24 protein-coding genes and 1 pseudogene are annotated in these 25,459 nt (G+C 72.6%); 8 read left to right on the top strand and 17 right to left on the bottom strand.

Going from position 1 to position 25,459, the window contains the following annotated elements; genetic code table 11:
* Window positions 1-2 precede the first annotated feature (2 nt).
* Window positions 3-1,610 carry an acyl-CoA synthetase gene (locus tag G569_RS0141325; protein WP_028067753.1) on the bottom strand — a complete coding sequence of 536 codons (1,608 nt, stop codon included), beginning with the start codon at window positions 1,608-1,610 and terminating at the stop codon, window positions 3-5.
* On the bottom strand, window positions 1,607-2,536 hold the full coding sequence (locus tag G569_RS0141320) for a hypothetical protein (protein WP_028067752.1): 930 nt from the start codon (window positions 2,534-2,536) through the stop codon (window positions 1,607-1,609). The genes G569_RS0141325 and G569_RS0141320 overlap by 4 nt, the downstream gene beginning before the upstream one ends.
* Before the next feature lie 18 nt (window positions 2,537-2,554).
* On the opposite strand from G569_RS0141320, the gene G569_RS0141315 reads away from it, so the two are divergent.
* Window positions 2,555-2,827 carry an acylphosphatase gene (locus G569_RS0141315; protein ID WP_028067751.1) on the top strand — a complete coding sequence of 91 codons (273 nt, stop codon included), beginning with the start codon at window positions 2,555-2,557 and terminating at the stop codon, window positions 2,825-2,827.
* 31 nt (window positions 2,828-2,858) lie between these two features.
* Window positions 2,859-4,148, top strand: coding sequence for a hypothetical protein (locus tag G569_RS0141310; protein WP_157592663.1), 1,290 nt, complete (start codon window positions 2,859-2,861; stop codon window positions 4,146-4,148).
* 238 nt (window positions 4,149-4,386) lie between these two features.
* On the opposite strand, the gene G569_RS0141305 is transcribed toward G569_RS0141310, so the two are convergent.
* Genes G569_RS0141305 through G569_RS0141295 form a run of 3 tightly spaced genes read right to left on the bottom strand, consistent with a single transcriptional unit; the run spans window position 4,387 to window position 6,397 of the window.
* A complete protein-coding gene (locus tag G569_RS0141305; RefSeq protein WP_028067749.1) occupies window positions 4,387-5,256 on the bottom strand; it encodes an MYG1 family protein in 870 nt (289 codons plus the stop codon).
* Window positions 5,253-6,050 carry an arylamine N-acetyltransferase family protein gene (locus G569_RS56015; protein ID WP_157592662.1) on the bottom strand — a complete coding sequence of 266 codons (798 nt, stop codon included), beginning with the start codon at window positions 6,048-6,050 and terminating at the stop codon, window positions 5,253-5,255. The genes G569_RS0141305 and G569_RS56015 overlap by 4 nt, the downstream gene beginning before the upstream one ends.
* Window positions 6,047-6,397, bottom strand: a complete 351-nt coding sequence (locus G569_RS0141295; RefSeq protein ID WP_028067748.1) for a hypothetical protein — start codon at window positions 6,395-6,397, stop codon at window positions 6,047-6,049. Before G569_RS0141295 ends, G569_RS56015 begins: the two co-directional genes overlap by 4 nt.
* A 131-nt stretch (window positions 6,398-6,528) precedes the next feature.
* On the opposite strand from G569_RS0141295, the gene G569_RS0141290 reads away from it, so the two are divergent.
* Window positions 6,529-7,761 carry a phytase gene (locus G569_RS0141290; protein WP_028067747.1) on the top strand — a complete coding sequence of 411 codons (1,233 nt, stop codon included), beginning with the start codon at window positions 6,529-6,531 and terminating at the stop codon, window positions 7,759-7,761.
* Here the strand turns inward: G569_RS0141290 and G569_RS0141285 are convergent.
* The 6 genes and pseudogenes from G569_RS0141285 to rsmD form a co-directional block, all read right to left on the bottom strand.
* Complete coding sequence (locus G569_RS0141285) at window positions 7,742-8,617, bottom strand: hypothetical protein (RefSeq protein WP_028067746.1); 876 nt, start codon at window positions 8,615-8,617, stop codon at window positions 7,742-7,744. The genes G569_RS0141290 and G569_RS0141285 overlap by 20 nt on opposite strands.
* Before the next feature lie 147 nt (window positions 8,618-8,764).
* Entirely contained in the window at window positions 8,765-9,835 is a 1,071-nt protein-coding gene (locus G569_RS60155) for an ABC transporter permease (protein ID WP_053227771.1), read from the bottom strand.
* Window positions 9,836-9,888: 53 nt separating this feature from the next.
* A pseudogene (locus G569_RS0141275) lies at window positions 9,889-10,560 on the bottom strand (ABC transporter ATP-binding protein); the annotation flags it as partial.
* A complete protein-coding gene (locus G569_RS0141270; protein ID WP_028067744.1) occupies window positions 10,557-11,021 on the bottom strand; it encodes an ATPase in 465 nt (154 codons plus the stop codon). The pseudogene G569_RS0141275 and the gene G569_RS0141270, both read right to left, overlap by 4 nt.
* A gap of 17 nt (window positions 11,022-11,038) precedes the next feature.
* The gene (coaD, locus tag G569_RS0141265; protein WP_028067743.1) at window positions 11,039-11,536 is read right to left on the bottom strand and encodes a pantetheine-phosphate adenylyltransferase; all 498 of its coding nucleotides are present in this window, start codon (window positions 11,534-11,536) and stop codon (window positions 11,039-11,041) included.
* Window positions 11,526-12,047, bottom strand: a complete 522-nt coding sequence (gene rsmD / locus G569_RS0141260) for a 16S rRNA (guanine(966)-N(2))-methyltransferase RsmD (protein ID WP_028067742.1) — start codon at window positions 12,045-12,047, stop codon at window positions 11,526-11,528. Before rsmD ends, coaD begins: the two co-directional genes overlap by 11 nt.
* A gap of 44 nt (window positions 12,048-12,091) precedes the next feature.
* On the opposite strand from rsmD, the gene G569_RS0141255 reads away from it, so the two are divergent.
* On the top strand, window positions 12,092-12,736 hold the full coding sequence (locus tag G569_RS0141255; protein ID WP_028067741.1) for an RraA family protein: 645 nt from the start codon (window positions 12,092-12,094) through the stop codon (window positions 12,734-12,736).
* Here the strand turns inward: G569_RS0141255 and G569_RS0141250 are convergent.
* Both G569_RS0141250 and G569_RS0141245 read right to left on the bottom strand, forming a co-directional pair.
* The gene (locus G569_RS0141250; RefSeq protein WP_028067740.1) at window positions 12,720-13,439 is read right to left on the bottom strand and encodes a VOC family protein; all 720 of its coding nucleotides are present in this window, start codon (window positions 13,437-13,439) and stop codon (window positions 12,720-12,722) included. The two genes, G569_RS0141255 and G569_RS0141250, sit on opposite strands and share 17 nt — an antisense overlap.
* 39 nt (window positions 13,440-13,478) lie before the next feature.
* Window positions 13,479-14,435, bottom strand: coding sequence for a hypothetical protein (locus G569_RS0141245; protein ID WP_028067739.1), 957 nt, complete (start codon window positions 14,433-14,435; stop codon window positions 13,479-13,481).
* A 46-nt stretch (window positions 14,436-14,481) separates the two neighbouring features.
* On the opposite strand from G569_RS0141245, the gene G569_RS0141240 reads away from it, so the two are divergent.
* A complete protein-coding gene (locus G569_RS0141240) occupies window positions 14,482-15,672 on the top strand; it encodes a low temperature requirement protein A (RefSeq protein ID WP_028067738.1) in 1,191 nt (396 codons plus the stop codon).
* On the opposite strand, the gene G569_RS0141235 is transcribed toward G569_RS0141240, so the two are convergent.
* Window positions 15,669-16,130, bottom strand: coding sequence for an SIMPL domain-containing protein (locus G569_RS0141235; RefSeq protein WP_028067737.1), 462 nt, complete (start codon window positions 16,128-16,130; stop codon window positions 15,669-15,671). The genes G569_RS0141240 and G569_RS0141235 overlap by 4 nt on opposite strands.
* 89 nt (window positions 16,131-16,219) lie before the next feature.
* Window positions 16,220-18,304 (bottom strand): ATP-dependent DNA helicase RecG, encoded by a 2,085-nt coding sequence (recG, locus tag G569_RS56005; protein ID WP_157592660.1) that lies wholly within the window; start codon window positions 18,302-18,304, stop codon window positions 16,220-16,222.
* Window positions 18,305-18,414: 110 nt separating this feature from the next.
* Between recG and G569_RS0141225 the strand changes: the two genes are divergently transcribed.
* Both G569_RS0141225 and G569_RS0141220 read left to right on the top strand, forming a co-directional pair.
* Complete coding sequence (locus tag G569_RS0141225; protein WP_037502990.1) at window positions 18,415-19,860, top strand: amino acid permease; 1,446 nt, start codon at window positions 18,415-18,417, stop codon at window positions 19,858-19,860.
* Window positions 19,857-20,741 (top strand): universal stress protein, encoded by an 885-nt coding sequence (locus G569_RS0141220; protein ID WP_053227768.1) that lies wholly within the window; start codon window positions 19,857-19,859, stop codon window positions 20,739-20,741. The genes G569_RS0141225 and G569_RS0141220 overlap by 4 nt, the downstream gene beginning before the upstream one ends.
* 43 nt (window positions 20,742-20,784) lie before the next feature.
* On the opposite strand, the gene G569_RS0141215 is transcribed toward G569_RS0141220, so the two are convergent.
* Together G569_RS0141215 and rpmB are read right to left on the bottom strand one after the other, a co-directional pair.
* A complete protein-coding gene (locus G569_RS0141215; protein ID WP_028067734.1) occupies window positions 20,785-22,413 on the bottom strand; it encodes a DAK2 domain-containing protein in 1,629 nt (542 codons plus the stop codon).
* A gap of 20 nt (window positions 22,414-22,433) precedes the next feature.
* Window positions 22,434-22,622 carry a 50S ribosomal protein L28 gene (gene rpmB / locus G569_RS0141210; protein ID WP_028067733.1) on the bottom strand — a complete coding sequence of 63 codons (189 nt, stop codon included), beginning with the start codon at window positions 22,620-22,622 and terminating at the stop codon, window positions 22,434-22,436.
* 46 nt (window positions 22,623-22,668) lie between these two features.
* Between rpmB and G569_RS60150 the strand changes: the two genes are divergently transcribed.
* Window positions 22,669-24,588 carry a serine/threonine-protein kinase gene (locus G569_RS60150; protein ID WP_053227767.1) on the top strand — a complete coding sequence of 640 codons (1,920 nt, stop codon included), beginning with the start codon at window positions 22,669-22,671 and terminating at the stop codon, window positions 24,586-24,588.
* Window positions 24,589-25,459 lie beyond the last annotated feature (871 nt).

Genomic DNA, 25,459 nt, shown 5'->3' with positions numbered 1-25,459 from the left:
CCTTACAGATTACGAAGCTCCCGCTTGAGCACTTTCCCGGTCGACGTGCGCGGCAGCTCGTCCACGAACTCGACGTCGCGCGGGGACTTGTAGCCGGCCAGGTTGGCCTTGACGTAGTCCTGGACGTCCTTCTCGCTCAAGGACCCCTTCTTGACGATGACGGCCTTCAATCGCTGGCCGAACTTCTCGTCGTCGACCCCGAAGACCGCGACGTCGGAGACGTTCTCGTGCCCGAGCAGGAGGTCCTCGACCTCGCCCGGGAAGACGTTCTCGCCGCCCGAGACGATCATGTCGTCGTCGCGGCCGTCGATGAACAGGCGCCCGGCCTTGTCGAAGTGGCCGACGTCGCCGGAGGAGAGCAGGCCGTCGATCTCGTCCTTGCTGCCGCCGCCGGTGTACCCCTCGAAGCGGACGTCGTTGCCGACGAAGATCCGCCCGGACTCCCCCTCGCCCACCAGGCCGCCGGCCTCGTCGTAGATCTTGACCACGCTGCCCCGCGGCGGGCGGCCGACGGTCCCCGGCGCCTCGCGCAGGTCGCGCGGCGTCGCGATCGTCGCCCACGCGACCTCGGTCGAGCCGTAGAGGTTGTAGAGGTTCTCGCCGAAGTGGTCCATCCAGCGGTCGGAGATCGCGCCGGGCAGCGCTGAACCGCTGACCGGCACCGCGCGGACCGACGAGAGGTCGTAGCGGTCGAGCACCTCGTCGTCGAGCTCGAGGATGCGCTGGAGCATCACCGGCACCACGACGAGCGCGTCGCACTGGTGCTGGGCGGTGAGCGAGAGCGTCGACTCCTCGTCGAACTTGCGCTTCAGGACGACCGTCGTGGCGAGGCTGATCCCGAGCGCCCATTGCGCGAAGCCCCAGGCGTGGAACAGCGGCGCCGCGATCATCGTCTTCTCCCGCGCGCGCAGCGGGATCACCGACAGCAGCGCGGCGATCGGGTCCAGCGACTTCGGCATCGAGCGCGACGCGCCCTTCGGGGTCCCGGTCGTCCCGGAGGTGAGGATGATCGCCCGCCCCTGCTCGGGCGGCGCGCCCGGCGAGGTCGTGTCGCCGCCTTCGATCAGGGATTCGAGCGTGCGGTCCTTGGTCTTGCCGTCATGCCAGGCCACGTAGCGCTTCCGACGGGTGGCGGCGTCGTGCAGCACCTCGGCGAACTCCTCGTCGAAGACCACCGCCTTGGGCTTCTCGCGCTTGGCGACGTCCGCCAGCTGCGGCGCGGAGAACGCGGTGTTGAGGAACAGCGCGTTGGCGCCGAGCTTGCTGCAGGCCAGGACCGCGTCGACCCACCCGCGGTGGTTGCGGCACATGATCGCCACGCCGTCGCCCGCCTCGATGCCGTCCGCCGCCCAGGCGCGGGCGAGCGCGTTGGTGCGCTCGTCCACCTCGCGGAACGTCAGCGTGCCGAGCTCGTCGATGATCGCCGGCTCGCCGGGGAAGTTCTTGGCCGCCGCGGTGTAGCCGGCGGCGGGCGTCGTGCCGTAGCGCAGCAGCGCGTGCACGGTGTTCCAGAGCCGGTCCGGGCGCTCCGGGTGGACGATTCCCGCCCGCGTGAGCGTCACGAGCGTCTGGAGCTTCGTCTGGGCCTGCGTGGCGAGCGTCGTGATCATCGCGGCAGCCTCATACCCGCCGGCACCTCTCCTGTCTCGATCAGCTTCTTGATCTCCGCCGCCTTGCGCGGGTTGAGGTAGACGTGGCGCTGGCCCACCGACGGCTTCTCGGCCAGCAGCCCCGCTTCCAGCAGGGCCTCCCCCACTTCTTGCGCGAGCGCGCGGTCGTTGCCGGCGAAGCCTCGCGCGAGATGCGCGAACTCTGTGTGATATCCGCCCCACTTCCCCATGCCGTCGAGCCTCTGCAGGATGCGGCGGGCCGCTCGCAGGCTCGGATCGGGGTCGTTGTGCGGCGTGGGGACGTTCCCGCCGGGGCCGAGCAGGGCCAGGACGGCGTCCTCGAGCTCGTCGAACGCCTTCGCGGGATGCCCGCCGAGCCGCGCGACGGCCTCGGCGATCCGCAGCGGGTGGCGCGAGCCGATCGGCTCCTTGAGCGTGACGTCGTCGATCACGCCGGGCGGGAGCGCGCGGGCGGTCGCGCGCAGCCGGTCGATCGCGTGCGACTGCTCCTCGAAGGCGAGCTCGACGAAGTCGGCCTCGAAGGCATCCGCCGGGTAGGCGAGGACGAGGTGGCCGCTGCTCAGCTCCCCGGCGCGCAGGCGCAGGTCGTCGGGGCGGGTGAGCTGGCCCGGCTCGGCGAGCTCGACCAGCGTGCCGACGACCGCCGCCGTCAACAGCCATTCGCGCTCGCTGACGATGTCGGGGTCGGCCCGCAGCCCGCCGGTGACGGGGACGGCGGCGACGAGGCTCCCGCCCTGGGCGGCGATCCCGATCTCGACCGGCTCGTCCTTGCCCGAGCGCGGCTTGGCGAGCTCGGCGCGGCCGGTCTTGAGCGCGTCGTTGAGCACCTCGCGCAGGCGAGCGGCGGCCGTGGCCGGGGCATCAGCGCCGCCACAGGCGTCGAGCTCGACCTCCAAGGCCGTCATTCGCTCTACCGTACCCGCATGGCTGACGTGCGCAGACGCGTGGTCGCTGGAGGCCGTGTGCAGGGGGTCTTCTTCCGCGACGCGACGCGCCGGGAGGCCGAGCGGCGGGGCGTCGCCGGCTCCGCGCGGAACACGCTCGACGGGACGGTCGAATGCGTCTTCGAAGGTCCTTCGGAAGCGGTCGAGGCCATGATCGAGTTCGTGCGCCGCGGTCCAGGCCACGCCACGGTGTCCTCGGTCGACGTGATCGAAGAGGAGCCGCAGGGCATCACCGGCTTCGCCACGGGCTGAGTTGTCCGGCGCGGCTCGTAGCGTGGTCGGCGTGGAGGCCGCCACCCCGCTACGCCAACCCCGGGTCCATGTGCTGATGGGCCGCGTGATCGTTGACAACCTCGTCGTCGACGATCCCGCGACCGCGTCGTTCCTGGACCGGCGCATCGAGGCCGGCGAAGACGCGACGGCGGTCGTCATCGACGCGATCGAGATCGGCGCGCGGGTGCTGGAGCGCGAGCACAACGCCGTCGACGCCGAGTTCGTCCGCACCGAGTTCGAGAAGGTCTCACGCGAGGTCGAGACCGCGTTCACCGACAAGGCGCGGGTCGTGGCCGAGTTCTTCGGCACCAAGGTCGACGAGGTCTTCGGCGCCGAGAACGGGCACCTGGCGAAGGAGCTCACGCGGCTCTTCGGCGACGGATCGAGCGCGGCCGTGCAACATCAGTTGCGGCAGGTGATGACGGAGCAGTCCGCCCGGATGCGCGAGGACCTGCTGCGGCAGTTCTCGTCCGCGGACGGGTCGAACCCGCTCGCCGACTTCAAGGCCGCGCACCTGCGGGCGGCGCGCGACGCGGCGACGCGGCAGGAGGCCCAGCTCGAGCAGATGCGCGAGCAGATGGTCGCCTTGAAGCTGGAGCTGGCGGGGCTGCGGGCGGAGCGCGAGAAGGCGACCGAGGTCGCGGCGGAGGTCGCGCGCGGCACCGCCAAGGGCCGCCCCTACGAGGAGGCCGTGGCCGAGGCGGTCGATCTGATCGCCCGCGGGATGGGCGACGACGCCGAGGCGGTCGGCGACTTCGGCGGCGCCGGCGGGCGCAAGGGCGACGTGGTCGTCGACATCGACGGCTGCGCGGGCGCGTCGCGGGGGCGGATCGTCTTCGAGGCCAAGCACTCGCGCAAGTCGCGCAAGGAGGCGCTGGGCGAGCTCGAGGAGGCGATGGCCCAGCGCTCCGCGGACTACGGCGTCTGGGTGGTGCCCTCCGAGGACCGGCTGCCCGCGCGGGCGGTCGCGTTGCGCGAGGTCGGCGGCGACAAGCTCTTCGTGGTCTTCGACCCGGACGAGGGCGCCCTGGCGCTCCAGGTCGCCTACTCCCTGGCGCGGGCGCGCGTGCTGATGGCCAAGGGCGGCGTCGAGGGACTCGACGCTCCGGCGCTGCGGGCGGAGGTCGAGCGCACGCTCGGCGCGCTGGACGAGGTCCGGCGGATCAAGCTGCACCTGACCAACGCCGCGGGCGGCATCGAGTCCGCGCGCGGGGTGCTCGAGGGCATGGTCGAGCGGGTCCGCGGCCACCTGGCCGCGATCGACGACCTCGTGGCCGCCGCCGACGCGCCCGCCGAGTAGGGCGGCGCGGCACGGGCCGGCGCGGCGCGCAGGGCGGGGCGGCGCGGGCGCGCAGGGCGGGCCGGCGCGGCGCGCAGGGCGGGCCGGCGCGGCGCGCAGGGCGGGGCGGCGAGACGCGCAGGGCGTGGCGGCGCGTCTCGCAGGGCGGGCCGGCGCGGCGCGCAGGGCGGGGCGGCGAGACGCGCAGGGCGGCGCGGCGCGGCGCGCAGGGCGGGCCGGCGCGGCGCGGGCGCGGGCGTCAGGCGTCGAGCGCCTGACGGGCGAGCGCGAGGATGCCCTCGCGGCTGCGCGCCGAGGCGTAGAAGCGCTTCGTGTGGGCGAACATCGCGTCCGGGACGCCGGTGATCGCCGCGAGCTCGTCGTCGGAGTGGCCGGCCCAGGGTTCGGGGAGGTCCTTGCGGTTGGCGAACTCGCCGAGCGCTTTCGGGACCGCCTGCATCCCCCAGCCGTCGGACTTCGGGTAGATGACGTAGAGGGCGTCGGGCGCGGTGGTGACGACGGTCTCGTGCCACGGGGCCTTGCGGTCGAGCTCGATCAGGCGAGGGTCCTCGGCGCGGGCGATCGCGCCGCGGACGATGTCCAGGCCGCGGCGGTAGGCCTTGGCGCCGGAGAGCTCGCGCTCCAGCACCCCGCGCGCGAACGCGACCGCCTCGAGGAAGCGGGCGTCCTCCTCCTCGGACGTCCACTCCTCGTCCCAATGGGCGTTCATGGCACCGATGACGCCGCTGACGGTCATCGGGCGGATGCCTTCGACCAGCGCGGTCGAGATGTTCTGGCCCGTGTCGTTGGCGTCGACGCCCTGGACGAGCCGCTCGTCGATCGCGTTCGCCGCGTCCTCGCCGCCCGCCAGCGTGGGACCGAACTCGCGCCAGACCAGGCCGAAGCTCGCGTAGCGGATGCCGTTCGCCCGCTCGCCCGCGCCGCCGCGCTGGTGGTGGTCGAAGTCGCCGGTCGCGGGGTCGCTGCGCCCGCCGATGTCGACGCGGACGTCGGCGTCGACGGCGTCACGGGTCCGCACGACCTCCAGCTCGCCGTGGATGAGCTGCAGCACCGCGACGGCGAAGACGTCGTCGGCGTGGAAGTTGCCGGGGTGCGTGGCGACCTTCATGCGCGCGCCAGGAACGCCTCGTGCTGGGCGACCGCGCGCGTCCACAGGCGCTCCAGCCGCTCGCCGCCGACGACCACGCCGAACTCCGACTGCAGCACGCCGGCGAACTCGTCGCGCTCGAGCACGCGCTTGGAGTCCGCCTCCGGGCCGACCGCCGACCACGTGCGGGAGCGCACGGTGACGATCCGCCCCGGCTGCGGGCTCTGCACCACGAACGTCTTCACGAACGGCGACTCGGGATCCAGGGCAAGCCGCTCGTGGTGCGGGTCGAAGTCGGCGAGCACCGACTCCTCCTCGGTCATCCGGAAGCCGCGGAACGACGTCCACTCGTGCATCCCCACCCACCACGTGCCCGCCTCCTCGCGGGTCAGCGTGTAGGTGAACGGGCCGAGCGTGGTCGAGCCCTCGCCGAACGGCAGCGGCTCGACGAAGCCCTCCCCCAGCCCGGCGTCCGCGAGCCAGCGCTCGCCGTCCAGATGCACGAGCAGCGCCATGTGGTTCGTCGGCCCTTCGCCGCCCACGACCGCCTGGTGGTGGGTCACGACGAACCCGCACGCGCGCAGCAGCGCGGCGAGCACGGTGTTGAGCTCGAAGCAGTACCCGCCGCGCCCGTCCCCGGCGCACACCCGCGCGATCAGCGCGGCCTCGTCGAGCGGCGCGGTCTCCCCCAGCTGGACCGCGATGTCCTCGTACGGGACCGCGGCCAGATAGGCGCGGTGCAGCTCACGCAGGCCGTCGACGGTCGGCTCGGGCATCGCGGAGAGCCCGATGCGCCCCAATAGCGCGTCGATCACTGCTCGTCTCGCAGGGTGAAGCCGAGCGCCGCGGCCGCGCCGGCCGCGTCGCCGTCACGGGCCGCCGCGGCCGAGGCCCGGGCGCGGTCGGCGATGTCCGGCACCTCGGCCCACTCGATCCGCAGGCGATCGCCACCCACGGTGACCGGCAGCACGTCCCCGAGCAGCGGCGCCTTCAGCGCGGGCATCTGCTCGACGTGCTCGACCCGCCGACCGTCGAGCTCGAGAACGAACCGGTACTCGACGTCGCGCTTCTCGGTCTGGCGCGCGCCCTTGGCGGTCGGCCCGAGCTCGAGCACCTTCGCCTGACCCCGCACTCCGTCCTTGATCCGGCCGCGTCCGAACATGCCCTCGATCCTACTTACACCCAGGGATCAGACCCCTGTATCCCGCTTGCATACCGCTCGTATACCGGGGTCTGGCCCCGGTATACGACTTGGATACATGAGAGGACGCGGGCGGACGTAGCGTCGCCGCCATGCCCAGGTTCGCGCTTCTGCTCGCGTTCATCGCCATGCTGGCCGCACCCGCGGCCGCTCACGCGCAGGTCAAGGCCACGCTCGAGACCGCGCCGCTGTTCGACGACGAGGCGGGCGGCGACGCCGACGCCGACGATCCCGCCGTCTGGATCAACCCGACCGACCGCGCCCGCTCGCTCGTGATCGGGACCAAGAAGAACGCGGGCCTGGACGTCTACGACCTGAAGGGCCGCACGCTGCAGTCGATCCCGGCCGCGCCCGGGCGCTTCAACAACGTCGACGTCATCACCGGCGTCAAGCTCGGTGGCAAGCTCCGCGACCTCGCCGTGGCCTCCGACCGCGGCCTCGACAAGCTGCGGATCTTCGCCGTCAACACCTCCGGCACGCCGCTGACCGACGTGACCGTCGCCAACGCCCCGCTGGTCTTCTCCGCCAACCAGGACGAGGTCAAGACCCAGGCGACCGCCTACGGCGTCGCCGCCTACGTCGACCACGGCGACGGCTACATCGCCGTCTCCCGCCGCTCCCGCACCGCGGTCGCCCTCTACAAGCTGATCGACGCCGGCAACGGCCGCGTCTCCTACAAGCGCGTCGACGACTTCACGCTGCCGAGCGCGTTCCGCCTGCCCAACGGGCAGAGCTGGTCGCCGTGCGAGGACCCGGGCGACGGCCCGCAGGTCGAGGGCATGACGTTCGACGACCAGCGGGGGCTGCTGTTCGCCGCCCAGGAGGACATCGGCCTCTGGGTCGTCAAGGTCGACCGCACCGGCTTCAGGAGCGTTCCCACGCTGCTGGAGAAGGTCAAGGAGTTCGGCGTCCCCGGGACCTTCGACCCTGAGAGCGAGGAGTGCATCCCCGGCGCCGACCCGGGCTTCGGCGGCAGGCACGTCGCCGCCGACATCGAGGGCCTGACGATCTGGCGGATCCCGTTCGTGCGCGACGTGCTGCTGGTCTCCAGCCAGGGCGACAGCCGCTTCGTCGCCTACGCCGACGGCGGCCTCGGGCGCTTCCTCGGCGACTTCACGATCGACGACGGCAGCGTCGACGGCGTCCAGCACTCCGACGGCGCGCAGGTCGTCGCCGAGCCGCTGCCGGGCTTCCCGCTCGGCCTACTCGTCACCCACGACGGCGAGAACACGCCCGACCCGGACGAGCGCTCGAGCACGAACTTCAAGTACACGCGGCTCGAGCGCGTCGCCCTGGCGCTGCTGCTCAGGCCTCTGGGAAGCTGAGGTCGAGCGAGAGCAGCGGCGTCCCCGGCGGCAGCGCGCCCGCCAGCGGGCCGAGGAGCGGCGTGAGCGCGCCGCCGACGGTGACGTGGAGGTCGTCGACGGTGACGGTGCCGTCGGCGACGTCGAACTCGAGCGTGCTGGTGTCGAGGTCGCCGATCTTGACCCGCGCGCCGTCGACCTTGGCGAACAACCCGCTCTGGGAGGCGGTCGCGCCGACGACGACCTCGGGGTCGACGAGCGCGACCTCGCCGCCGGCGGGCAGGGTCAGCACGAGGCCGCCGCCGAGCTTGATCGCGCCCGTGCGGGTGCCGGCGTCGAAGCTCACGTCCTGCAGCGGCAGCGCGGCGACGCCCAGGTCGGGTGTGCCGTCGCCGTCGAGATCCTGGGAGAACCCGGGCAGCAGCGGTGAGATCGTTCCGGCCGGCAGCAGGCCGAGGAGGCTGGGCGAGACCGTCAGCGTGCCGCCGGGCGTCGTCCCGCGCCCGGGCACGTCGGAGCCGCCGCCGCGTCCCGGTTCGCTCGGCGCGCTGCCCGCGGGCGGCTTGAGCAGCCGGAGGTCGAGCGTGCCGAACTGGCTGAAGCGCTCCAGGACCTTGCGCTTGAGGCCGCGGTTGACGGAGTTCGCCCCCGCCTGGGTGAGCTTCAGACGCAGGCCGTCGATCGTCTGCAGGCCCGCCGTGTCCGTCGTCGTCACCTTCGCGGCGGCGACGGTGAAGACCTTGATCCGCTCGTTGGCGATCAGCGCGGTCACGTACCCGCTCGTCGGCGTGTCCAGCAGGAGCCGCGGGTGCACCACCGCGACCGAGCGCTTGCCGCGCTCGAGCTTGAGGCCCGTGTTCTTGGCGAAGTAGGCCACATCGCCCTCGCGCGCGGCGAAGTCCCAGCGCGAGAGCGTGTACGGGAGCGCGAAGCTCGCGCCGGTCTTGCGCGCGGCGCCTGAGTGGACGAGCGTGACCTTGCCGCGCTTGAGCGTCTTCAGCGTCGCCGCGTTGACGGTCGTGTTCTACGAGCGGGCGAGGCGGATCGCGTCGCGCAGCTTGACCGCCGTCCCCGTACGGAGGACGACCGCCGCGTAGACCCGGCCGGCGAACGGGATCAGCGCGAGCGTCGAGACCACCATCAGCGCCACCGACGCGGCGATCTCCCACGCCGGCGCGGCGCCGAGGATGATCCGCGACGGCATCGTCACCGGCGCCACCGGTGGGATGAACGCGGTGACGTGGGCGAGCGTGCCGTCCGGGTCGTCGTTGACGGCGAAGCCGATGAACAGCGAGACGAGGATCAGCATCGTCAGCGGCGTCGTCGAGCTCTGGATCTCCTCCTGGCGCGGCACGAGCGCCCCGGCGACGGCGTAGGCGGACGCGTAGAAGGCGTAGCCGAGCACGAACCAGACGAGCGAGAGCGCGACCGCGCCGATCAGGTCGCCGTCGACGTTGAGCGCGCCGGTCGCCGCCGCGACCGCCAACCCGAAGAACGAGACGATCAGCAGCTGGCCCAGGCCGAGCACGCCGAGCCCGAGCACCTTGCCCGCGAGCAGGTCCTTCGGGCGGATCGTGGCCAGCAGGATCTCGATCACCCGCGAGGCCTTCTCCTCGACCACGCCGGTCGCGACCCAGAAGCCGTACGTCAGCAGCTGGCCGTAGAGGATCAGGATCGTGAAGAAGGCGAGGCCGGCCTTGGCGTCGGCGTCGGGGTCCACGGGCTTGGTCGTCTCCACGCGCAGCGGCGGCGGGCCGCCGGTCTGCGCGGCGACCTGGAGGATCGAGACGAGCTTGTCGTCGGGCTCATCGTCGGCGCGGATGACGCCGTTCTCGACCGTCACGTCGCCGTCCCCGAGCTTGACCTTGGCGTCGAACTGCGGCGCGAGGCGGGTGGCGCGCTCGACGATCGCCCGGTCCTGCGGGCTGGAGGCCGACACGGTGTACTCGTTCGGCCCGCCGAAGCCGAGCAGGGTCGGCAGCAGGAGCACGACCACGACGATCCCGAGCGTGATCCCGGTCGAGATCAGGAACGAGCGCTCGTGCAGGCGCTCGGTGAGCTCGCGGCGGGCGACGAGCTTGACCGTCTCGTTCACTTGACGGCCTCGCGGAAGAGCTCGGCCAGCGTCGGGCGCTCGATGACCTCGCGCACGACCTTGTGGCCGGGGCCGCGCAGCTCGTCGACCGTGCCGGAGGCGACCAGGCGACCGTCCTTGATGATCGCCACGGCGTCGCAGAGCCGTTCGACGAGCTCGAGCTGGTGCGAGCTGAAGACGACGGGGACGCCCGTGGCGGCATAGTCGGCCAGGACGCCCGACAGGACGTCCACCCCCACGGGGTCGAGACCGCTGAACGGCTCGTCGAGCACCAGCAGCTCGGGCTCGTGGACGAGCGCCGCCGCGAGCTGGACCCGCTGCTGGTTGCCGAGGCTCAATGCCTCGACGCGGTCGTCCGCGCGCTCGGTCAGCCCGAGCCGCTCGATCCACCGGTCGGCGGCGGCCTGGGGCTCCGCCACCCCATGAAGCGCCGCCAGGTAGCTCAACTGGGCGCGCACCCGCATCTTCGGGTACAGGCCGCGCTCCTCAGGCATGTAGCCGAACCGGCGCCTCGTCGCGGGCGTCACCGGCGCCTCGCGCCAGCGGACCTCGCCGGAGTCCGCGGCGAGCACGCCGAGGATGATCCGCATCGTGGTCGTCTTGCCCGCCCCGTTCGGGCCGACGAAGCCGAACATCTGGCCGGGCTCGACGGAGAAGGAGACGCCGTCGAGGGCGACCCGGTCGCCGTAGCGCCGGGCCAGCTCGATGACCGCGAGTCCCGCTATCCGACTTCAGCCGGCTCGTCGCGGCCCTGGAGCCGCTCCCGCCCGCGCTGCACGGCGGCGATGAACTTCGAGAGATTGACCTCGAGGGTGTTGAGGATCTCGTCGGCGTAGTCCTCGGCGCCGAGCCGGATCTCACGCTCGCGGGCGCGGGCGTCCTCGATGATGTCCTCCGCCGCGCGCTCGGCCTGGCGGGTCACTTCCTGCTGTGAGACCAGCTGTTCCTGGCGCTCGCGCGCTTCCTTGACGATGCGCTCGGCCTCGCGCTTGGCCTCCGCGAGCATCTCCTGGCGCTCCTTGACGATCCAGCGCGCCTGCTTGATCTCCTCGGGGATCGTCGCGCGCATCTGGTCGAGGATGTCGTAGATCTCCTCTTTGTCCACGCGGACGGTGTCCGTCAGAGGGACAGCCTTCGCGTTGTGGACGAGGTCGTCCAGCTTGTCGATCAGTACCAGGACGTCCATGGTGATTCCCCGTTTCGCTACCGCCCCAGCGCTTCCTGCAAGCGGCGGGCGACCTCCTCCGGTACGAGCCCCGAGACATCGCCGCCGAATGTGGCGATCTCCTTGACTCCGCTGGAAGAAAGAAAACTGTACTGCGGACCCGCCATCAGGTAGACGGACTCCACGTCTGAGGCCAGCGAGCGGTTGAGCTGATTCATCTCCAGCTCGTACTCGAAGTCGGAGATCGCGCGCAGGCCTTTCACGATCGCCTTGGCCCCCTGTTCGCGGGCGAAGTCGACCACGAGCTTGTCGAACGGCTTGACGGTGATGTTGCCGAGATGGGCGGTCGCGTGCTCGATGAACGCGATCCGCTCGTCGGCGGCGAACAGCGACTTGCTCTTGCGCACCGAGGCGTTGACGACGGCGACGATCACCTCGTCGAACATGCCCGAAGCGCGGGAGATGATGTCGATGTGGCCGTTCGTGATCGGGTCATAGGAGCCGGGACAGACGGCGATGCGCGGGTCAGGAGCCATAGATGCGAATGAGGGTGTCGCCGTAGCGGCGTTCGTCGTTGAGGGGCAGGTCGAGCGCCAGCGGCGCCCGTCTGTCGCTCTCGGCCACGGCCACCGCGCCGGGCGCCAGCACGGCGGGAAGGGCCTCCGACAGCGGCGGCGCGAGACGCTCCGCGAGCCGGTATGGGGGGTCGAGGAAGACCAGATCGTATTGCAGAGCGCCTCCCAGGAACCGCAGTGCGTCCGTCTGGCGCACGTCCGCTTCGGCTTTCAGCGTCGCCAGGTTGCCCTTGATCGCCGCGATCGCGGAGCGGTCGTCGTCCACGAAAGTGACGCTCTGAGCGCCGCGCGACAGCGCTTCCAGCCCGAGCGCGCCGCTGCCGGCGAACAGGTCGAGCACCCGCGCATCCTGCACGCGATCGCCCAGGATCGAGAACAACGCCTCGCGCACCCGGTCCGACGTCGGGCGGGTGCTGTCGCCCTTCGGGGCCTTGAGGACTCGGCCTCCGTAGCTGCCGGCGATGATCCGCATCGCAACCAACCTAAAGGGGTCAGGCCCCTTTAAGGTGGGCGCCCATGGATCCCCTTGCCGCCGTGCCGGTCAGCACGCTCTGCGACGTCGACAAGTCCCTGCCGATCGTCGACCCGGCGCTGCGGCCGCTGACGTACTCGCGCAAGCTCTTCGGGCCCGCGTACACGGTGGTCGCGGCGGGCGAGTTCCTGTCCGTCCTGTACGCGATCGGCGAGGCCGCCCCGGGCGACGTCCTCGTGATCCAGGCCGGCGGGGCGCCGCTCGCCGCGCTGGGGGAGCTGCTCGCCACGTGGGCGTGGCGCCGCGGGCTGGGCGGGATCGTGGTCGACGGCTACGTGCGCGACCGCTCCGGCCTCCCGCCGGACCTGGCGCTGTGGGCGCGCGGCACCGTGCCGATGGCCGGCCGCTCGGACGTCGCGCCGCGGGTCGGCGGGGCGGTCGAGTGCGGTGGCGTGCGGGTGAACCCGGGCGACCTCGTGCTCGCCGACGACGACGGCATCGTCATCGCGCCGCGGGCACAGTTGGAGGCCTGCCTGGAGCGCGCGGCCGAGATCGAGCGCGTCGAAGCCGCGGTGCTGCGCGCGCTCCAGGGCGGCGACTCGCTGGCGGGCATGACGAACCTGGCGGACCACGTCGCCGCGCTGCGGCGGGGTGAGGACTCCAAACTGGCCATCACGCCGCCGAGCTGAAGTCGAACTCGACGTCGCCCAGCGTGAACGACTCGCCGTCGCCCTCGAAGACGATGCGGGTGATGCCGGCGGCGCCGTTGGCGCGCAGCTCGAGCGGGCTGGGCGCGAGCGGGAGCTTGGACCAGTCGTAGCCGGCGGTCCCGACCTCGATCGCGAGCGGCTCGGGACCGTGGCCGGCGGCGGTGCGCCAGGCGTCGGCGTCGAACTCGTACTCGGTGACGACGGCCATCGTCCGCCCGGCGTTGCGGGTGGCGGCCTTGGCCAGCGGCGGCACCCTGGTCAGCAGGCCGGCGGCGGCCCCGCTCACGCGATCGATCAGGCCGGGCTTGCGGATCGTCGCCGGCACGGGGAACGGGTCCGGAAGCAGACCCTGCACCTGGAGGGCGCGCCAGGTGCGCCCGTCGGCGGTCGCCCGCGCCGGAACCGAGGTCGGATAGCCGCGTCGGCGCAGGTCCGCGCTCACCTCGGCCAGCGGCGCGTCGGCCGTGAACCCGAGCCCGTACCCGCAGACCGGCGCGGGCGGCGTCCCGCCCACGCGCAGCACCTCGAGATCGAGCGCGCCCGCCCGCAGGATGCCGCTCGCGAGGCCCGCGACCTCCTCGACCTCGGCCAGGACAGGCGCGCCGAGGCGGTCGGCGAGCTCGGCCAGCGTGGCCTGCGGGTCGGCGGCGCGGAGGATCAGATGGTCAAGAGTGAGCTGCACGGCGCCGGAAACCTACCGGCGCCATGCTCGGACCTGTTTCTAGGCGGGGAAGCGCGGGTTGAGGCGGTTGGCCGCGGGGACCGGGAACGGCGCGCCGAGGACGACGGCCTGGCCGCGCACCTGGTTCTGCGCCTGGCAGTCCGTCGTGCAGGTGGTGGCGGGCGGAGCGACCTCGGTCGCGTCCTCCCCCGTCACGCCGCCCATGCGGCCGCCGGAGGCGACGTCCCACACCGACACGCCGCCGCAGTGGTCGACCGTCTGGAACCCGCCCGGACGTCGCGGCGCGGGAATGCTGTTGACGCAGCCTTGCGTCACGCGGGTGGCGACCTGCGGGCTGTCGCGGGCGACGAGCTTGGACGTCAGGTCCGTGCCGATGTTGATGCGGGCCGTGACGGTCGCGGTCGTGTCCTTGTACGGGACGACGTCGCCCTCGCGGGCGCGGAAGTTCGGGTTGTCGAAGTAGAAGACGTCCGGGCCGAGCGTGTGGGTGAAGCGGGTGGTGGTGCCGTCGGCGCGCTCGGGCTCCATCTGGAAGAGGCCGCCGTTGGCGCAGTCCTTGGCCTGCAGCTTCATGCTCAGGCCGATGCCGGTGCGGCTGAGCTCGAGGTTCTCCTTGTCGAGGCGGATCGACGCCGCGTCGGTCAGCGTCAGGCCGCGGTGGTCCGGGACCTTCGATGCGTAGAGGACGATCCCGCGCCCGCCGGTCTGGTCGAGCGGGTTCGGGGCGCCGGTGAAGGCGTAGTCGTAGACGGCGAAGCTCGCCGGGTCGATGGCGAAGGTCACGTACTTGCCGACGGCCTGCACGCGCGTGCCGGCGGGCAGCTTGGCGGCCGCGATCGAGCCGCGGAAGTCGGGCTTGACGGTCGAGCCGTCGGCGAGGCGCAGCGTGAAGCCGCCGCCGTCGCAGCCCTTGGAGGAGGCTGCGGAGGCGGCTGACGGGGCGAGCAGGGCGGCGACGAGCGCGCCGCCCGCGAGGGCGGTCTTCAGTAGGGCCATGCTCTCGTGACACGGCGTCCTCGCCAAATGTCACGCTCTCATTTCGATGAGCCGCTATCAGCGCACCCACGACGGGTCCGAGCAGAAGACGACGACGCTCGAGCTCTTTTATGACCTCGTCTTCGTCTTCGCCATCACGCAGGTCTCCCACTATCTGCTCGAGCACCTGACCTGGCAGGGCGCGGGGCAGGCCGCCCTGGTGCTGCTCGTGGTCTGGTGGTCGTGGAACTACACGACCTGGGTCACGAACGAGCTCGACCCGGAGGCGATCGTGGTCCGCCTGCTGCTGATCGGGTTGATGCTGGCGTCGTTCCTGATGGCGGTGGCGATCCCGGAGGCGTTCGGCGACCGCGCGCTGCTGTTCGCGGGCGCGTACGTGGCGATCCAGGTCGGCCGGCACACCTTCCTGACGTTCGCCGCGGCGGCGCCGGGGACGATCGAGCGCGCCCGCTCGGGGCGGATCCTGACGTGGTTCCTGATCGCGGCGCCGTTCTGGATCGCGGGCGGGCTGATCGACGGGCCGGGGCGCACGATCCTCTGGCTGATCGCGCTGGCGATCGACTACGGCGGGCCGCTGTGCACGTTCTGGGTGCCGGGCGCGAAGCGCGTCGCGCCCTCCGCCTGGGAGATCGAGGTCGGCCACTTCGCCGAGCGCTTCCAGCTGTTCATCATCCTCGCGCTCGGCGAGTCGATCGTCGTCACCGGCGCGACGGCGTCCAAGGAGGACCTCGACGCCGAGCGCCTGGCCGCGTTCGCGGTCGCGTTCCTGGGGACGGCGACGATGTGGTGGGTGTACTTCAACGCCGCCGCGGCGGTCGCGCAGCGGCGCCTGGAGCTCTCCGGGAACCGCGTGCAGATGGCGCGCGACGGCTACACGTACCTGCACGTGCTGATGGTCGCGGGGATCATCGTCTCCGCGGTCGGCGACGAGCTCGTGATCGCGCACCCGGGCGAGGTGCTGCACGGTCCCGAGGTCCTCGCGATCGTCGCCGGGCCGGCCATCTACCTGTTCGCGCTCGTGCTCTTCCGGCTGCGGATGGCGGGCACGCTCTCGCGCAAGCGCCTGGCCGGCGCGGTCGCGTGCCTGCTCGCGGGCTTGATCGGCACGGCGATCTCCGCCCTCGCGCTCGGATTGTTGATCGTGGCGATCATGGTCGCGGTGATCGCCGCGGAGATCGTCGCGGGCTCGCGCCGGCGGGCGCGCGGCGAGCCGTCGCCTTTGGAGGCCCTGACCTAAGACGCTTGGGCGAACGTCACCGTGAGGTACACGTTGACGACGTCGGGGGCGTTGCAGGCGTGGCGGCGGTGGCCGCGGCGGTTGATCGTGCCGCAGAAGCGGTTGATGCCGAAGGTCCCCTGGCTGATGCCCGAGCCGTAGTAGGGCAGGTTCGGGTCGACGTCGACCGACCAGACCGCGCCGAGGCGCATCCCGGCGATCGCCCCGAGCTCCTGCGCCTTGCGGCGCGCGTCGGCGAACGCCTTCGGGCGCGCCCTGGCCTCGGCGGCCGCGACCGCGCGGCGGATCGTGGCCTCGCTGTCGCGGTCGGTCGCCTTCACCCCCGCCGCGGCGAACCCGATCGTGGTCACGCCCGGCGGCGGGTAGCCGCGGTCGACCGGAGGCGGGCCTGAGGCGAGCGCCATCGCGCCCGTGGCGAGGAGCGCGCCCATGATGAGCGCGACGAGGAGGCTGCGCATGCCCGCAATACGGTTCGACGCACCGTCAAGGTCCCGCCGCCTCAACGTCGGATGATCGGGGTGGGGCGGAGAGGTGTCCCGCCTCAGATTCAGGCCGCGACTCTCGCGTCGCCGTAGACGCGGGCGATCGCGTCCTCGATCAGCGGGTGCTCTTCGAGCTCCGGGTCCTCGTCGAGGATCTGGCGGGCCCAGCGACGGGCGCGCTCGAGCAGCTCGACGTCCTCCGGCAGGCGGGCGAACTTGAACGCCTGCATGCCGGACTGGCGGACGCCGAGCATCTCGCCCTCGCCGCGCAGCTCGAGGTCGATCTCGGCGAGGCGGAAGCCGTCGGTGTAGTCGGCCAGGGCGCGCAGGCGCCGCGAGTCCTTCGGGCCGAACAGCAGGCAGAGCGACTCGAACCGGCCGCGGCCGATCCGCCCGCGCAGCTGGTGCAGCTGGGAGATCCCGTAGCGCTCGGCGTCCTCGACCAGCATCACGGTCGCGTTGGGGACGTCGATCCCGACCTCGATCACGGTCGTGGCGACGAGCACGTCAGCGCCGCCCGCGGCGAACTCCTGCATCGCCTCCTGCTTGGCCTTCGGCCGCATCTGGCCGTGCATCAGCACGACCCGGTAGTCCTTGAGCTCGCCGCCCTTGAGCCGCTCGAACTCGGCGGTGGCGGCCTTGGCCTGCAGCGCCTCGGACTCCTCGACCAGCGGGCACACGACGAAGGCCTGGCGGCCGGCGTCGAGCTCCTCGCGGATGCGCTCGTAGGCGCGCGCTCGCTCGTGGTCGGTGGCCGCGACGTGGGTGACGATCGGTTGGCGACCGGCGGGGAGCTCGCGCAGGACGGTGACGTCGAGGTCGCCGTAGGCGGTCAGCGCGAGCGTGCGCGGGATCGGCGTCGCGGTCATGTGCAGGATGTGCGGCGCCAGGCCGGCGGGCGCCTTGCGGTCCAGCGCGCGGCGCTGGTTGACGCCGAAGCGGTGTTGCTCGTCGACCACCGCGACGGCCAGGCGGTCGAACTCGACCGGATCCTCGATCAGCGCGTGCGTGCCGACCAGCAGCTTCAGCTCGCCGGACGCCAGCTTGCCGAGCAGGTCGGCGCGGCGGCCGGCGGGGGTCGAGCCGGTCAGCAGCGCGGCCTGCACGAGCTCCCCCGGCATCAGCTTCTGCAGCGTCGCGAAGTGTTGTTCGGCGAGGGTCTCCGTCGGCGCCATCAGCGCGGCCTGGGCGCCGGACTCGACCGCACGCAGCATCGCGTAGAGCGCGACGACGGTCTTGCCCGAGCCGACCTCGCCCATCAGCAGCCGCTGCATCGGGCGCTGGAGCGCGACGTCGGCGTCGATCGCGTCCATCGCCTTGCGCTGGTCGCCCGTGGGCGTGAATGGGAGCGAGTCGCGCAGCCAGCGGGTGGTCAGCTCGCCCGGGGGCGCCAGCGGGTCTGCGTGAGCGCCTTCACGGCGGCGGGCGCGGCGGCGCAGGAGCGCGATCTGGAGCAGCAGGAGCTCGTCGAAGGCGAGCCGTCTCCGGCCGCCCTCCTGGTCGCCGAAGTGGGCGGCGTCGAGCGCCGCGGCGCGGTCCGGGAGCCGCTCGAGCGCGCGGATCCGCGCGGGCAGCGGCTCCAGCACGTCGCGCATCGTCGCGCGGTGCTCGTGGACGAGCGCCGCGATCTGCACCGAGCTCAGCCCTTCCGACGCCGGGTAGGTGGCCATGTCCTCCCCCACCGCCGCGACCTCCCCGGTCTCGGCGTGCTCGTTGACCCGGAAGCCGCGGTGGCCCTGGTACTTGCCGGTCAGCAGGAGGCGGGTGCCGGGGCGGTAGCGGCGCTCCAGCCACGGCTGATTGAAGAACGTGACCGTCATCGTCCCGGACTCGTCGGAGACGCGGGCGGAGACGAGCGGCTTCATGCCGCGGCGGCGGACCGGCCGCGACGTGATCGAGAGGACCTGGACGACCACGGTCGCGACCTCGTCCATCGCGAGCTCACCGATCAGCCGCGCGGCGCGGCGGTCCCGCGGGATGTGGTCCAGCAACTCGCCCACGGTCTCGATGCCGAGCTTCTCCGCGGCCTTCTCGGCCTTCTCTCCCGGGAACGCCACGTCGAGATCGAGCCGCGACGGTTTCGGGTACCGGGGAGCGAACGCCGCCCGGTCGGGCAGCGGGTCCCGGCTGGCGAACTCCGTCGGCCTCACGGGGGCTGATTCTGACCGGTGGCGCGGATCGAGAGCGCAGGCGCGCCAGAACACGTGACAACCGCCACGTGGTTTAAGGTTTGTAAAGAAGACCTAAGGGGAGGTAGGGCATGGCCGGGGGTCGCAATACGTTGACGGGGCCGTGGGCGATCAAGGATCACGACCATCTGATCCGCGAGACGCAGACGGGTGACGAGGAGGGCGGCCTCAAGCGTGCGGTCGGTGCGCTCGACCTGACGGCGCTGGGCATCGGCGCGGTCATCGGCACCGGCATCTTCGTGGTGATCGGCGAGGGCATCGGCAAGGCCGGCCCGGCCGTGATCCTCTCGTTCATCCTGGCGGGCGTCACCTGCGTGTTCTCCGCGCTGTCGTACGCGGAGCTGTCGTCGTCGATCCCGGTCTCGGGCAGCGCGTACACGTACGCCTACGCGACGCTGGGCGAGCTCGTCGCCTGGATCATCGGCTGGGACCTGATCCTCGAGTACGGCGTGTCGGTGGCGGCGGTCGCCGTCGGCTGGGGCGGCAACCTCAACTCGTTCCTGTCCAACGCGTTCAACTACGACCTGCCCACGAAGATATCCACGGCGCGAGAGGACGGCGGCATCCTCAACCTGCCCGCCGTGTTCATCGTGCTCGCGGTGATGTTCCTGCTCTCGCGAGGCGTGCGTGAGACCGCCAAGGTCAACATCGTGATGGTCGGCATCAAGCTCCTGATCCTCGCGTTCTTCGTCGTCGTCGCCTTCGTCGCCGCGTTCAACGCGGACGACCTGAAGCCGTTCGCGCCGCACGGCGCCGACGGCATCGTCAGCGCCGCGTCGATCATCTTCTTCGCCTACATCGGCTTCGACGCCGTCTCGACCGGCGCGGAGGAGGCAAAACACCCGAAACGCGACCTCCCGATCGCGATCGTCGGCTCGCTGGTGATCTGCACGGCGATCTACGTGCTCGTGTCGGTCGCGGCCGTCGGCTCGCTCGACGCTGCGACGTTGGCGAAGTCCGACGCCCCGCTGGCCGACGTGCTCGACAAGGGCGCCGGCATCAGCTGGGCCGCGTCGCTGCTGGCCTTCGGCGCGCTGATCGCGATCACGTCGGTGATGGTCACGGTCTTCTACGGCCAGACCCGCATCTTCTTCGCGATGGCGCGCGACGGCCTGATGCCGCGCAAGCTGGCGAAGGTCAACCCGCGCACCGGCACGCCCGTCTATCTGACGCTGATCATGGGCGGACTGATCGCGTTCCTGGCCGCGTGGGCGCCGCTGAACGAGATCGTCAAGCTGGTCAACATCGGCACGCTGTTCGCGTTCTTCCTGGTCAACATCGGCGTGATCATCCTGCGCAGCACGCACCCAGAGATGGAGCGGCCGTTCCGCGCGCCACTCGTGCCGATCTTCCCGATCATCGGCTGCCTGCTGATCCTCTACCTCGTCTACAAGCTGCCGGGTGAGACGTGGATCCGGTTCGTCGTCTGGCTCATCATCGGCCTGGCCGTCTACTACTTCTACGGGCGCAAGCACTCGCGGCTGCAGCTGGCCAACCGGGGCGGTGAGCAGACGTGACCATCGTCGTCGGCCACGACGGGTCGGACTCCGGCGAGGACGCGGCCGTCCTCGGCGCCCGCGTGGCGCGGGCGACCGGCGAGGACCTGTTGGTCGTGACGGTCTATCCGCAGGAGAACCCGGTCGGGACGATCGGGCGCGTCGACGCCGAGTGGGTCGCGGCGATGCGCGAGCACGCGGACGAGGTCAGCCAGGGCGCGCGGCGGGCGCTGGAGGCGATGGGCGTCACCGCCGAGTACCGCGTCACGGGCTCAGGCTCGGCGGCGCACGGGCTCGACGACATCGCCGAGGCGCGCGGCGCCTCGATGATCGTGGTCGGCTCCGAGCGCCACGGCGCGCGGCGGCGCATCTCCCCCGGCTCGACCGGCGACCGGCTGCTGCACGGCGCGATCTGCCCGGTGGCGGTCGCGCCGCGCGGGTTCCGCGACCGTGCGGTCGATGCTCCGGTCGAGCGGATCGGCGTCGCGTTCATCGACACGCCGGAGGGTCACGAGGCGGCCTCCGTCGCGGGCGCGCTGGCGGCGCGTACGGGAGCTTCCTTGACGCTGTACACCGTGGTCGCGCGCGGCGCCGAGGTGGTGCTGCCGGTGATCGGGCGTGACGGCGAGGACGCGTTCCTGGCGACCGTCCGCGAGGGCGCCCGCGAGGCGCTCGACAAAGCGCACGCTGGGCTGCCCGACGGCGTCTCGGCCACCGAGGAGCTGCTCGAGGGCGACACCGTCGAGGCGCTCGCAGCCCTCGACGAGCACGAGATCGACCTGCTGGTCTGCGGCTCGCGCGGCTACGGGCCCGTGCGCCGCGTGCTGCTGGGAGGTGTGCTGCGGAAACTCGTCCGCCGCGCAGCGTGCCCTGTCGTGGTGGTGCCCCGCTGTGCCGGGTAGCGACCCGCGGAACAGAACCTAAAGGGGTCAGGCCCCTTTAGGTTCACTCGGCGCTGACCAGCCACCACCAGGACGGCTGGCCGCCGCGTTCGAGCTCGAGCTCGGCGCCGGTGGGTGCCAGGCCGGCGACGATGTCGCGCTCCAGGGGGGCGCCGTCGCCTTCGATGACGGTGAGGAGCTCGGCTTCGCGGCCGAGCTCGCCGAGGACGACTTCCAGCGTCTCCCCCGGCTCGCCCCAGGCGACGAGCTCCTCGTCGATGAAGCCGACGCTGTCGCCGCGGCGGAAGCGGCCCTTGGTGTCGTCGCGGGCGGCCTCGGTGACGCCGCCGGTACGGACCCGCTGCAGCGTCTCCTCCATCGCGGCGGCGTTGGTCGCGGCGTCGGCGGTCGCGTCCAGCGCGACGGCGGCGGCCAGGCCGGCGGCCATCGAGCGGGTGGGAACGACGCGGACGCGCTTCTCGCTGAGCTCCGCGGCGCGCTCGGCGGCCATGCGGACGTTCGGCGAGTTGGGCAGGACGACGACCTCCTCGGCGGGCACCTCGTGGATGCCGGCGAGCAGCTCGTAGGTCGAGGGGTTCAGCGTCGCGCCGCCGTCGAGCACGCGGGCGCCCATGCCCTCGAACAGCGCGGCCATCCCGTCGCCGTTGACGACCGCGAGCACGCCGCAGGTGTCGAGCACCTCGCGCACGCGCTGGGTGCGCTGCTCGACCTGCTCGTGCATGTCGGCGACGTCGAGGCGCGAGACCGAGCCGACGCCGTCGAAGAGCCCCGTCGCGCGCTCCGGCTCGTCCGTGTGGACGTGGATCTTCAGCGTGTGGGCGTCGCCGACCACCAGGACGGAGTCGCCGAGGCGCTCGAGCCGCGCGATCCACGGTCCCGCCTCGAGGTTCTCCCCCGTGACGGCGAAGTTCGTGCAGTAGCGGTAGGTGCTCGAGTTGTGCTGGGGCTGCGTGATGCGGGCCGGCGAGTAGTGCTCCAGCGGTGGCGGCTCGTTGCCGCGCAGCGCCGCGATCACGCCCGCGAAGATGATCGTCAGGCCGTAGCCGCCGGCGTCCACGACGCCCGCGTCGCGCAGGATCGGCAGCAGCTCGGGGCCGCGCTTGACGGACGCCTGGCCCGCGTCGAGCGCGTGCTCGAGCACGTAGGCGAGCATCTCGTTCTGCGTCGCGTCGTCGACGCGGTGCTGCAGACGGGGCTCCGCCATGTGGGCGATCTCGGACGCCGCGCGGGCGGCCATCTCCCTCACGACCGTGAGGATCGTGCCCTCGGCGGGGTCGCGGACGGAGCCGTACGCGCGGTCGGCGGCGCGCGCCATGGCGGCGGCGACCAGCACGGGGTCGACCAGCTCGCCGGGGCGGCTGATCAGCTCCTCCGCCGCGCCGCGGATCAGCTGGCTGAGGATGACGCCGGAGTTGCCGCGCGCGCCGAGCAGCGCCGCGCGAGCGACGGAGTCGACGATCTGGTCGCGGCCGATCTCGTCGATGTCCCCCTGCGTGGAGAGATTGTCGAGCTCGATCAGCACGGCGCGCAATGTGAGCGCCATGTTGTCGCCCGTGTCGCCGTCGGCGACCGGGAAGACATTGAGGTCATTGACCTCTTCGCGCCGCGACTCCAGCTGCGCGAGAGCCGCCTCGATGACGAGGCGGAACCGGAGGAGACTCGGGTCGGCCAACGCTGCCCCGCGGCCGCCTGCTACGCCTTGGTGACTTTGCCCGCCTTGAGACAGCGCGTGCAGACGTAGACGCGCTTCGGCGCACCGGCCTCAACGATCCGGACCTTCTGGACGTTGACGTCGAAGCGACGCTTGGTCGCGACCATGGAGTGGGAGCGGCTCTGGCCAAAAGCCGGTCGCTTGCCGCAGGAGTGACAGATTCGAGCCATCGGAGCGGAGAGTATAGGAGCCGCACCGGCGGGTACCGTGTGTGCGATGCCGCCGGTCAGTCCGGATCGCATCTCCCTGCCCGACCGCTACCGCGTGGTCAGGCATCTCGCCAACGGCGGGATGGCCAGTGTGTGGGAGGCGCACGACGAGCTTCTCGACCGCGATGTCGCGGTCAAACTGCTGGCTTCGCATTTGGGCGAGGATTCGCGTGCGCGGCGCCGTTTCCAGCGTGAGGCGCGCGCCGCCGCGGGCCTCTCCTCGCACCCGAACGTGGTCACGATCTACGACGTCGGCGAGCATTCCGGCCGCGTCTTCATGGTGATGGAGATCATGCGGGGCGGCACGTTGGGCGATCGTCTTAAGAGTCGTGAGGATGTGCCGCACGCTCACGCGTTGCGCTGGCTGCGCGAGGCCGCTGCCGCGTTGGACGCCGCCCACGCCGCCGGCGTCGTCCACCGCGACATCAAGCCGGGGAACCTGTTGCTGGACGGCCGCGACCGGCTCGCGGTCGCCGATTTCGGCATCGCCCGGCTGGCCTGGGAGGACCAGTTGACGGCGACGGGCCAGGTGCTGGGCACCGCCGCGTATCTCTCGCCCGAGCAGGCGATGGGCGAGGCCGCGACCCCCGCCTCCGACCGCTACGCGCTCGCCGTCGTCGCCTACGAACTGCTGACCGGCACCCGGCCCTTCGAAGCCGAGCACTTCGCCGCCCAGGCACGCGCCCACGTCGAGGATCCGGTCCCGCCCGCTTCCACGCGAGCGGTCGTCCCGCTGTCCCAGGCGGTTGACGCCGCGTTGGAGAAAGGACTCGCAAAGGACCCGGCCGACCGGTGGGAGAGCGCCGAGGCGTTCGTCGACGCGCTCGAGCGCACGCTCGCCTCGCCGCGTGAGGAGACGAAGCCGACGCGCCTGCTCGGCGGGCGCCGCGGCAAGGGCGCTGCCGCCGCGGGTGGGGCCGCGGCCGGAGCGGGCGGGGCGTGGGCGGCGGACGAGGCCGCGTCGCGGCGCTCGCGGCAGGAGTCGCCGCCGACGGACGAGTACGACGCCCCGGGTGGCGGGGCGGGAGGGCGCCGCGATGACGCGTGGGCCGAGGATCGCGACGCGCGGCGCGGTGGCGCCGGCCGCGATGCGTCGGCCGACGGGCGCGGCGGACGGCGCGATGGCGCCGCCGACGACGTGCGGGCCGACGGGCGCGGCGGACGGCGCGATGGCGCCGGCGACGACGCGTGGGCCGACGGGCGCGGCGCACGGCGCGATGGCGCCGGCGACGACGGGCGCGGCGGCGACCGGGCGACTCGGCGGCGCGCGCTCGCTGCCGGCGGCGGCGGGCGCAACGGCGCGAGCGGGCGCTCGGCCGCGCCCGAACGCGGGCGCCGGCGTTCGCCGGCGCCGCTGCTCGCAGCGCTGGCCGCGGTCGCGGTGCTGGCCGTGATCGCGGCGATCGCGTTGGCGAACCGCGGCGGCGGTGGCGGCGACACGCCGCGCGCCGAGGACACACCGACGGCGACCGCGACCAAGACCGCGAAGCCGGAGCGCACCAAGACGCCGGCGCCGACGAAGACGGCGACCCCCGCGCCGACCGAGACGCCGACGCCCACCGAGACCACGTCGCCCGAGCCGACCCCGACCGCGACCGCGACGCCCACGCCCGCGGCGCCCTCGGGAAACCCGTCGGAGCTCCAGGCCAAGGGCCACACCGCCCTCCTCGCCGGCGACATCCAGGGCGCGCTGACCAACCTCAAGGCCGCGGTCGACGCGTGCGGCGACAGCAGCCAGGTCGACCCCTGCGCGTACGCGATGTACGACTACGGCGCCGCGCTCGTCGCCGCCGGCCGCCCCGCCGAGGCCGCCCAGGTCCTCGAGGCGCGCCTCGCCCGCTTCGACAACCAGAACGGCACCGTCCGCGACCTGCTCAAGAAGGCCCGCAAGGCCGCCAAGCAGGGCGGCGGCGACGAAGGCGGCTGAAGAGCCGGGCCCGCCGCAGGCCGGCGAGGCGCCACGCGGGAAGAGGCGCGAGGCCGAGGCGACCCGCACGGCCGCGCCGAAGGGCACGGGCGCCACGACGCGGGACCAGCCGGCCGATGAGGTGGCACATCAGGGTGGTCGGCGCTGCCGGCGCGGCGCTGCACGGCGCGGCATGGCGAGGGGCGGCGGGGCGGCGCCGGGGCGACCCGGGCGGCGCGGCCCGCAAGGCGCGGCGCGCTCGGCGCGGCACGGCGAGGGGCGGCGCGGCGGCGCGGCACGAACCCGGGCGGCGCGGCGGCGCGCTCGGCGCGGCACGACCCGGGCGGCGCGGCACGACCCCGGCGGCGCGGCCGGCAAGGCGCGGCGCGCTCGGCGCGGCACGGCGAGGGGCGGGCGGCGCGGCACGACCCGGGCGGCGCGGCCGGCGCGGCGCCACGCCACGCCACGCCACGCAGCACGGTCACAGGGCGTCCGGCGACGGCGCGACGTGGCCGTGGGTCGGGCGCGGGCCGCGCACCGGCGGAGGTGGTCGGTCTGATCGAAGCGACGGTCAGTGCCGTGGGAATCGATCGTGTTCGCGCGGTCGGGTTGGCGTGTTGGCGGGGGTGAGGTCGGTGAGTCCCGCCAGGCGGGACTCAGTTGCCGCACCCGCTCAGCCGCGCCGAGAGAAGCGATCAGCCGGCCGGGAGAACGATCAGCCTGGCCGCGAGAAACAATGAACCCGGCCGGTGAGGAGCGAGCGGCCGGCCGCGAGAAACGATCAGCCCGGCCGGTGAGGAGCGAGCGGCCGGCCGCGAGAAACGATCAGCCCGGCCGGCGAGGGAGCGAGCAGCCGGCCGCGAGAAACGATCAGCCCGGCCGGCGAGGGAGC

Origin of the sequence: Solirubrobacter soli DSM 22325 (assembly GCF_000423665.1) — a bacterium.
GTDB lineage: Bacteria > Actinomycetota > Thermoleophilia > Solirubrobacterales > Solirubrobacteraceae > Solirubrobacter > Solirubrobacter soli.
This window is presented reverse-complemented; position numbering and strand designations above follow the sequence as displayed.